The 9,490-nt window shown below is 46.6% G+C and carries 10 protein-coding genes; 8 read left to right on the top strand and 2 right to left on the bottom strand.

What is annotated here, in order from left to right:
- Positions 1-114: 114 nt before the first annotated feature.
- Both HA494_00255 and HA494_00250 read right to left on the bottom strand, forming a co-directional pair.
- Positions 115-666 carry a DUF1122 family protein gene (locus HA494_00255; GenBank protein ID NHV96215.1) on the bottom strand — a complete coding sequence of 184 codons (552 nt, stop codon included), beginning with the start codon at positions 664-666 and terminating at the stop codon, positions 115-117.
- A gap of 10 nt (positions 667-676) precedes the next feature.
- Positions 677-1,765 (bottom strand): phosphate uptake regulator PhoU, encoded by a 1,089-nt coding sequence (locus HA494_00250; protein ID NHV96214.1) that lies wholly within the window; start codon positions 1,763-1,765, stop codon positions 677-679.
- Positions 1,766-1,841: 76 nt separating this feature from the next.
- Between HA494_00250 and pstC the strand changes: the two genes are divergently transcribed.
- The 8 genes from pstC to HA494_00210 all read left to right on the top strand — a co-directional run bounded on the left by pstC (position 1,842) and on the right by HA494_00210 (position 9,384).
- Positions 1,842-2,849 (top strand): phosphate ABC transporter permease subunit PstC, encoded by a 1,008-nt coding sequence (gene pstC, locus HA494_00245; GenBank protein NHV96213.1) that lies wholly within the window; start codon positions 1,842-1,844, stop codon positions 2,847-2,849.
- On the top strand, positions 2,839-3,699 hold the full coding sequence (gene pstA / locus HA494_00240) for a phosphate ABC transporter permease PstA (GenBank protein NHV96212.1): 861 nt from the start codon (positions 2,839-2,841) through the stop codon (positions 3,697-3,699). Before pstC ends, pstA begins: the two co-directional genes overlap by 11 nt.
- An 11-nt stretch (positions 3,700-3,710) precedes the next feature.
- A complete protein-coding gene (gene pstB, locus HA494_00235; GenBank protein ID NHV96211.1) occupies positions 3,711-4,511 on the top strand; it encodes a phosphate ABC transporter ATP-binding protein in 801 nt (266 codons plus the stop codon).
- 52 nt (positions 4,512-4,563) lie between these two features.
- Complete coding sequence (locus tag HA494_00230) at positions 4,564-5,166, top strand: phosphate uptake regulator, PhoU (GenBank protein NHV96210.1); 603 nt, start codon at positions 4,564-4,566, stop codon at positions 5,164-5,166.
- Between the two features lie 167 nt (positions 5,167-5,333).
- Complete coding sequence (locus HA494_00225; protein ID NHV96209.1) at positions 5,334-6,518, top strand: OFA family MFS transporter; 1,185 nt, start codon at positions 5,334-5,336, stop codon at positions 6,516-6,518.
- A gap of 308 nt (positions 6,519-6,826) precedes the next feature.
- Entirely contained in the window at positions 6,827-8,446 is a 1,620-nt protein-coding gene (locus tag HA494_00220) for a radical SAM protein (protein NHV96208.1), read from the top strand.
- Position 8,447: 1 nt separating this feature from the next.
- Positions 8,448-9,005, top strand: a complete 558-nt coding sequence (locus HA494_00215; protein ID NHV96207.1) for a hypothetical protein — start codon at positions 8,448-8,450, stop codon at positions 9,003-9,005.
- A 133-nt stretch (positions 9,006-9,138) separates the two neighbouring features.
- The gene (locus tag HA494_00210) at positions 9,139-9,384 is read left to right on the top strand and encodes a hypothetical protein (protein ID NHV96206.1); all 246 of its coding nucleotides are present in this window, start codon (positions 9,139-9,141) and stop codon (positions 9,382-9,384) included.
- Positions 9,385-9,490 lie beyond the last annotated feature (106 nt).

The raw sequence follows: 9,490 nt of genomic DNA, 5'->3' as shown, positions 1-9,490 counted from the left end.
TTATCTAGCATTAAATAGATGTATCGTATATACTAAATAGTCGGGCAAAGCAAGTGGAGACGGTGTACAAAGTATTTCTAGCCAAGATTTGCTGATAAGGTAGTACATTTTTCCTCAGAGGGCTTTTTCACCTTGTAGTGCAGCCGGGCCTTCAGCGCCGCCTTCTCTTATCAACCAGAGTTTGTATGCGTATCCGCAGCCGCAGCTTCGAAGCAGTTTGCCTACGTAGGTCTCTTCTGGTTGGATGCCCTTGTCGAGTTGTCTATACGTCTCCTCGATGAGAGGAAGTCTGGTGTGTGATGTGAGTGAAACGATGATCTTACCGCCCCTATCAACAAGCGTGGATAGCATCTTAAAAAGATCTAAGTCTAGGTTTTCGGCAACTAAATCGACCACGCTACCATCTTGGAAGTTTACGATATAGTTGTAGTCGATGTCGAAGTAAGACGGTAGGTTTATTGACGTTCTACCCACGCTGAAGAAGCCTTCAACTACACTGTTTGTGGAGAGTAAGCCGTTTTTCAGCACCCTCATTTGGAAGTATCTGCACTCCTTTTCACGTCCTTTTGGTCTAATTATCTTGGGTAGGGTTATTGTGTAGCTGCCCAGCTTGAGCCCCTCAAGGCGTTTCAGCTCCTCTTCAGGGTCTCTAGGTGCTACAACCACGTTTAAACACCTATGGTGTGGGTCTAGGGAGGAGTATCTTATCTGCTGTGAGATTAAGCACTATCTCCGCTATGTCTGTTGCATATTCTGCGGTGCGTTTGATATCCTCCACTACCAACCTCGCGACATAACCTTGCCCTCTCGAGCTTTCAGCGTCAATGATCCTTTGAAGATCCTTAACCACTTCATCGACAACATTTGCATCAAGAATGAGCTTTTCAGCGGCTTCGTAATCTCTTTTGAAGAGCGCTTGGCTTGATCTCTCGAAGAAGCCTACGGCGAGCTCGCTCAACTTTCTTATGCCGCTAAGCATCTCTTCAGACAACTTATTCCTCAGTAGAAGGGTGTTCTGCGCTATGCTTGCTGCGTGATCAGCCACTCGTTCTACGCTCTTTACTATGACACGGTAACCGAGGCAGTCCTTGGGCGCCTCTAAACCAATCTTCTCAAGGATTCTGCTGTCTGAAACCCCTAGTTTAAGTTGCCGAATCGTATATAGGCTGAATCTATCAACCTCATCATCCACCTTGATGACACCGGCCGCCATATCGTGATCTAGGTCGCTTAGCGCGTTTATGGCGTCTCTATGCATAGACGCTGCTATCAGAAACATCCTTCTTAGAGCGTTTTCTACGCTCAGCTCAGGCAGACTTAGAAAGATCTGTATGGTTATATGTCCACTTGATTCATCGATTACTTCAGCGCCGATAAGGCTCTTGCGCACGGTCTCTTTGACCATCTCTTTGTGCTGTAGGTCAAACTTCCCCTCTTTCGCCTTCACATATATTATGGTGTACCCTAGTAAGTAGGCAGATATTATACGCCTAATTAATGAATGTGGGTGATCTTTGGCCGAGGCCTCGATTACCGCATCACTCCTAAGCGGTTGAGGAGCCTGCTCTTTAGGTGTAATTATAAGCGATGAAGGCCCGTAGCGTGTTATGGTCACCTCGCTTCCTGCGTTGAGCTTCATATTGTCGACCCAACGCTTAGGGAGAGCTATTATGTAGGATGATTTACCTGAAAATTGGATGCGTCGAGTCCAATGGTTCGCTGCTTCCGCATCGCCTCTCTCCTTACCCATATATCTTCTCGCCAATATATGGGGAATATATTTGATATATGTTTTACTTGCCTCTACCATATATACAACACAGACGAATCCACTTTAGGTCATGGAAAAAGGCGATAAAGAGGGGGACACAAACCTTTCAGAAGTTGGTGCAACACGTCTTCTTCATCTCCCCTCTATAAGCCTCAAAGGCGACACTCTCTTCTTAGCTCTAACCATAGCAGCAGCAACTAGCATAATCGTCATAATGGCTCTGCTGATAATTAAGATCTATGAAGGTGCAGCCCCAGTATTCAACCGCTTTGGATTCAGCTTCCTAACGAGCCTAGAGTGGAACCCAGTAGAAGGTATGGAGGCTTATGGAGCACTACCATATCTCCTAGGCACACTCACAACATCAGCGATAGCGCTCATAGTTGGTGTGCCGATAAGCCTTGGGGTTGCCATCTTCTTAGCGGAGATTGCTCCGAGCAGCATCCGAGCGCCCTTATCATACGTCATCGAGCTCTTGGCTGCGGTTCCAAGCGTAATCTACGGACTATGGGGTGTGTTCGTGTTTAGATTCTGGGTTAGGGATCTGATAGAAGTGCCTTTATCAACCTATCTAGGCTTCATACCGATATTCTCAGGCACACCATACGGTCTTAGCGTCTTAACCGGCGGGCTCATACTAGCCATAATGATCATACCAACAGTCTCTGCCGTCTGCAGAGAAGTTCTGTTAGCCGTGCCTAGCACACAGAGAGAGGCAGCGTATAGCCTAGGGGCGACAAGATGGGAAGCTATAAGGATAGGGGTGCTGAGCTACGCTCGTGCTGGCATCGTAGGAGCAATAATCCTAGGATTAGGGAGAGCGGTCGGAGAGACCATGGCTGTGACTATGGTTATAGGCAATGCTGTAGGACCTGCTGCACTACCCACCTCGCTTCTGAAGGCTGGTCAGACGATGGCTTCGCTAATAGCGAACGAGTTCAACGAAGCAGACCCTGTTTCGCTACACCCATCAGCCCTAATAGGCGTGGGCTTCATACTCCTAATTTCAGCGCTCATAATTAACGTGGCTGCTCAGCTTCTTATCTACCGCGTGAGGGCGAAGGGCGTTGTGGAGTGAAACCAACTATAAGATTAGGAAGTTCAAGGAGCGCCTAATACTTGCTCTAACCGTAGTTGCGGTAATACTCGCGATCATACCTCTTCTGAGCATATTGATCGAAGTCGTAATACGAGGCCTACCAGCGATCTCGATTGAGTTCCTAACCTCGCCACCGGGCATCATAGGGCAGCCAGGTGGGGGAATAGCCAACGCAATCCAAGGAACCTTCATCCTCATAGGTCTTTCATCCCTCATTGGGGTGCCAATAGGGGTTCTAGCTGGCATATATCTTGCTGAGTTCGGCAATAACCCTCTTGGTAGAGTGGTTCGATTCTTAAGCGACGTTTTGATGCAGATGCCCTCTATCGTAATAGGTATATTCGTATATGTGCTGGTTGTGCTCGCGTTAGGTAGGTTTTCACCTATTGCTGGCGCGATAGCCCTATCCATAATAATGCTTCCTATAGTGATAAAGACGACTGAGGAATCTGTAAGGCTTGTCCCCAATCTTCTACGCGAAGGGGCGCTTGCACTAGGCTTAAGGAGGTGGCGTGTGATCCTAAGCATCGTAGTTCCAGCGGCGAAAAGCGGAGTAGTTACCGGAGTGATGCTGGCGATAAGTAGGATAGCGGGCGAAACAGCACCACTCATAATGACCGTACTAGGCAGCCAATGGTTCTTCACAAGCCTATTTGAACCTATAGATGCGCTGCCACTACGGATATGGAGGCTTGCTCTACTACCTTATGAGTATGCGCATCAGCAGGGTTGGGGTGCAGCACTAGTTTTAATAGCGATCGTATTAACCCTAAATGTGGTTGCTAAAACTTTGACGAAGATAAGTTTTGGTAGGAGGGTGAAGATTTGACGCTAAGATTGATGGTGGAAAAGAAGGAAGAAAAGCCGATACCAACGCCTAAACCGGTGTATAAAATCGAGGTTGTTGGTTTAAACGCTTGGTTTGGTGATAATCACGTGCTTAAAGATATCAACCTCAAGATCAAGCCAAATACCATAACCGCTGTCATCGGGCCTTCCGGCTGCGGCAAATCGACATTCATCAGATGCCTTAACAGGATGCACGAGCTGGTACCCAACGCAAGGGTCTCGGGTAAAGTCTACCTTGATGGGAGAGACATCTACGCACCAGACGTAGACCCTGTTTTGGTGAGAAGGAGGATAGGGATGGTCTTCCAGAAGCCAAATCCATTTCCAACGATGTCGATCTACGATAACGTAGCAGCTGGGCTCAAGCTTGTTGGTGTGAGGAACAGGCAGATACTTGATAAGATCGTTAGGGAGAGCCTAGAAGCAGCTTGGCTCTGGGATGAAGTGAAGGATGACCTCAACAAATCGGGCGCAGAGCTATCAGGCGGTCAGCAGCAGAGGCTATGCATAGCACGAGCACTGGCAGTCAAACCAGAGGTTATTCTTATGGATGAGCCCTGCTCAGCCCTAGACCCTATAGCTACCGCTAAGATAGAGCAGCTTATGGTTAGGCTGAAGGAAGACTATACGGTTGTGCTGGTTACCCATAATATGCAGCAGGCAGCCCGTGTCTCAGACTATACCGCCTTCCTCTATCTAGGTAGGCTCATCGAATATGGGGAGACCTCACAGATCTTCGAGAACCCCAGAGAGGAGTTGACTGAGAAGTATATAACTGGGAAGTTCGGTTAGCTGATGCTACTTGGTTAGGTTACTTGACCTAGGACTAGAGCGGCTGAAGAATATGCTGATCGATATGGGCAACTTTTCCGAGCAGACAGTCTCAACCGCTATCGATGCCTACACGCAAAACAAGGACCTCGTCAAAGAAGTTTATGCGGCTTCTGAGCGGTTGAGGATGCTCGAAGAGGAGGTTAGTGAGTTGGCGATAGAGCTCTTGGCTAGGTATCAGCCCGTGGCCTCAGATCTGCGCTTTATAAAATCTTGCCTCGAAATCGCTTACGGCTTCACGAGATTCGGGCGATACGCCTATGATATAATGCAAGTGAGAAGCATATTCGGAGACCTCTCACACTGTGACACCAAGCCTATAGAGGAGGCGGGTAAACACGCTAAAGACATGATTAGGCTCGGCATAAAAGCGTTTATAGAGCGTGATATAAATCTGGCTAAGAAGCTCAAAGAAATGGATAGTGTGATAGACAACCTTTACCTTAGTTATGTTAAGGCAGCTGCCGAAAGCAAAGACAGAGACATAAAATGTGCAATTGCTGCGACACTCATCTTAAGGTATCTAGAGAGAATAGCCGACCACGCCACATACATAGCAGACTCTATAGAATACATAAAATCGGGGAAAAAAGCCCCAAGAAGAGCAATAGGTTAACGCTGCGCTAAAAGATGGGTTCAAAAACTGTCTGAATGAAATCAGCTCACACCTTACTCAATATATTGGCTAAGAAGCTTGGGAGAGATTTGTGTTTTATGCAGAAAGAGAGGAAGTTTGTAGAAAATCTTTAAAGCACGTTTAGGAGAGGGCTTGGTGAGCAAGCCTTGAACAGATGGCTCTACCCTCCGATTGGATTCATAATAAACATAGCGTTAGGTACCATATATAGTTGGAGTGTCTTTAGGGTGCCGCTGGAGAAACTCCTCAACTGGTCTACAGTGGAATCCAGTTTACCTTTTACAGTCTTCTTAGCGCTGTTTGGTTTAACCATGCCTTTTGGAGGCAAGTTGATGTCCACGATCGGCCCAAGGAAAACCGCTTTAATGGGCTCGATCTTGGTCGGTTTAGGCTGGGTGTTGGCTAGCTTTGCAGATAAAGTGCCTTGGTCTCTTGGTTATATGCTAATCGCCTATGGTGTGGTAGGAGGCATAGGAGTCGGGTTGGTATATGGTGTGCCTATAGCGGTCTCGAGTAGATGGATACCTGAGCGTAAGGGGTTGGCTACGGGCATAACCATACTCGGCTTCGGCCTCTCCCCACTTATCACCGCTATTACTTCAGCGCTCTTGATTCAATTGGTAGGTGTGTTGCAAACCTTCCTCTATCTCGGCATCACATTTATGATAATCTTAGTAATACTCTCCATCCCGCTAAGATTTCCGCCAGCTGAGACTGCTGCAACAGCTTCCGCAACCGTATCCAAAGGCGTCAATCTTCAACCAAAGGAGATGGTTAAGACAAGAACCTTCTACGGACTCTGGCTCTCTTATGTCCTTGGCACGACAGGAGGCTTTATAGCTATCTCTCTAGCAGCAAAATATGGCCAAGAGGTGATCAGACTAGACCCAGCTCTAGCAGCCGTCGCCACAGCAGTCTTCGCCATATTTAACGGCGTAGGTAGACCTTCCTTCGGCTACCTTTGTGACAAGATCGGCCCCTATAACGCTGCTTGGATATCCTTCATAATGATCTTAGCAGCGGCTTTAGGTGCCAGCAGCGGTGCCTCGCTACTAATTTACTTTACCACATTTTCACTGCTTTGGTTCACATTCGGGGGCTGGTTGGCTATCGCACCGGCCGCAACATCGACCTACTTCGGCGTGAAGAACATAGGTTCAAACTACGGCATCGTATTCACAGCATACGGTGTGGGGGCTATAGTCGGACCACAGATCTCTTCATATATCTACGCTTCGACAGGCGCATATAGTTTGGTGTTCTCGACTACAGCTATTCTAGCAGTGATTGGCTTAATAGTAGCGCTCACAACTTTAAAGCGAAGGATATAGTTAGAGTTTAGCTTCCACTTGACCATTCGGCGGTCTTCTGCCTCTTCAGCAACTTTAACCCAAGCATGCTCCAAGCGTAAGTCTTCAACACACATCGATTATCCAGCTTGAAGCTAGGTGGATGATCAGCGCTCATATCTCATAGTCCTCTTAAAGAATCTTATAGAAAACGCTCTTTGGCTAGCTTCCTCAGTTTCTAACTTATCTTTGCTGGTTTGTCTGCATTTGGCGATACAACATACTTTTCACCTTTGCATTCATCTGATAACCCTTATAAATCGAAAGACTCACCACTAGAAGTGGTTAAGATGGCTCTTCTGAAAATAGGCGAAAGAACTCAAGCAAAAACTGATGGGGAAGTTATTAGAAGGACTCAAAGCATCTGCCCAGAATGTAACCGCCTACTTGATGCAGAGGTCTTTGAGAGAGAATCTAAGATCTATATACGGAAGAACTGCCCAGTGCACGGTGAAGTAGAAGAGCTTTACTACGGCTCAGCGACCCTTTACAAGAAGTTCAGCACATATTGGCGGGATGGGAAAGGTATAGAGAACCCTAACGTACCCGTAGATTCCTGCGCTTGTCCTCTGAACTGCGGCCTCTGCACGAACCACCTTAGCCACACTGGCTTAGCAAATATCATCATCACAAATAGATGTGACTTAACCTGTTGGTACTGCTTCTTCTACGTGAAGAAGGGGTTAGAAGGCGCTTATGTGTATGAGCCTACGTTAGAGCAGATAAGGGCTATGGTTAGAACGCTGAAAGCAGAAAGACCAGTAGCTGGCAACTCCATACAGCTAACAGGCGGCGAACCAACACTTAGAAGCGATCTCATAGAGATCATCAAGATGATAAAAGAAGAAGGGATCGATCATGTGCAGCTAAACACCAACGGCATAAATCTAGCCTTAGACCCGCAGCTCGCCTTCAGAATCAAGGAAGCTGGTGTAAGCAACCTCTACCTTAGCTTCGACGGTGTAACACCAAAAACAAACCCCAAGAATTACTGGGAGGCACCCCTTGCTATCGAGAATTGTAGGAGAGCTGGGGTTGGAGTGGTATTGGTTCCTACCGTAATAAAAGGGTTAAATGACCACGAATTAGGTGCGATCATCCGCTACGCTCAAAAGAACATCGATGTAGTAAGAGCGGTCAACTTCCAACCCGTCTCTTTAACAGGTAGAATGGCTAAGCAAGATAGAGAAAGATACAGAATAACAATACCTGACTGCATAAAGGCTATTGAAGAGCAGACAGATGGCGAAGTCCCAGAGGAGGCGTGGTTTCCCGTACCTAGCTGCACACCGTTGACACACTTCATCGAGGCTCTTACACGTAAGCCTAAATATGAACTTTCCATACACTTCGCCTGTGGGGCTGGGACATACGTGTTTACAGACGAAAGCGGTAGGTTGATACCGATAACGAGTTTTGTCGATGTTAAGGGGCTCATAGAATACTTGGATGAAAAGGCTGAGGATCTGAAGAGCGGAGTAAACAGATACAAAGTTATGGTTGAAGCGATGCTTAAACTTGGATCATTTATAGATAAAGCCAAGCAGCCCAAAGGTCTCAATTTAGCCAAGATGCTATTCAACATAATTGTGAGGCACGACTACTCTTCGGTAGGTGAATGGCATAGGAGAAGCCTCTTCCTAGGGATGATGCACTTCCAAGATAAGTATAACTACGACGCCGAAAGGGTACAACGCTGTGATATACACTATCTCACCCCCGATCTGCGTATAGTACCTTTCTGTTCATTTAACGTAATGCCGGAGTGGTATCGTGACAGAATTCAAAAGAAGTACGGGATTCCTGTAGAAGAATGGGAGAAGATGCACGGTGAGAAGATAGAGGATAAAGTCTATAGAGGAACATTAAGAAAAGGGTGGAGTTGTAACAACTGCACAAACGTGAGCTAAAGTGGCAAACTGGCTTATAGGCAAAGAAGCGAACATCAAGACGCACATCGAGATCCTCGGTTTCAAGCCTTTGTCTCAAGAGGCTAGATTGGATGAAGCAGTGAAACTCCTGCTCTCTTACAGAGTGATGGGTGAATTAAGGGAAAACTTTACTCAGCAGCGCATCGAGGAAGCCTACGTAAACCGAGATGTGGACTTTAGAGTAACTTCGATAATAGAGTTGAGGAAGCGTATTTTGGGGTTCGCATTCAGATGCGTTAAGAGGATAAAACTGGTCAGAAAGGCTATCTTCTATTGGTGCAGAGATAGAAGCTATACAAGTAGGATAAGGGTGATGGTGGTGGATGAATATGGCAGATCAAGTGTGGTTGATTCAATAGAGCAGCTACACTCCAAATTATTAGATTACCTCATAACGCTCGACCTAACCGGAAGCGAACTAGGCAAGGGTGAACACACTCTAAGATGCGACGTTAAAGTGAAGTGGGGAACCCACACCTTCATACAGCGGGGGAAAGCCAGCATCACAACTCAACCCATTCAGGTAGTTATCCTATGAACGAGCTTCAACCACCACAAACAACCATAGTTTGCCTAAGGAGAGTACACATACGCTAACCTCTATTACGTAATGGCGGTAACAGGCGCCTTCAAGTTTATTTACACCTTATTTATAGCCTTAAATGATTAAAATGCTCGCCGCAAGTGAAACCTATCTTGACCTAACGCTTCTTGTCGTTAGAGTGCTGTTAGGTGTTTTGATGGTAGTCCACGGCTACCAGCTCTTACTTTCAAAGGCTGATAAAAGTATTCTATTACCCTTGATGAAAAGCCTTGGTGTGCCAAGGGTTGCATTTGAGTTGGCCGCAGTCCTTGCGTTCTTCGGCGGTATATTCGCTAGACCACCTCCTCAACCTATAGCACCTTTTAGAGGATAGTCTTCTGTGCAGCGGTTAAGCTATTTAACAACCTACCATAAGAGTTAGGGTAAAAAGATATTGTGCCAAAAGATAGCACTATCTTAACGGAAAGCAGTTGATTGGC

This window comes from Nitrososphaerota archaeon, assembly GCA_011605775.1.
Lineage (GTDB): Archaea > Thermoproteota > Nitrososphaeria > Nitrososphaerales > JAAOZN01 > JAAOZN01.
The sequence above is the reverse complement of the archived record's forward strand: the minus strand, read 5'-3'. Positions and strand labels throughout refer to the sequence as shown.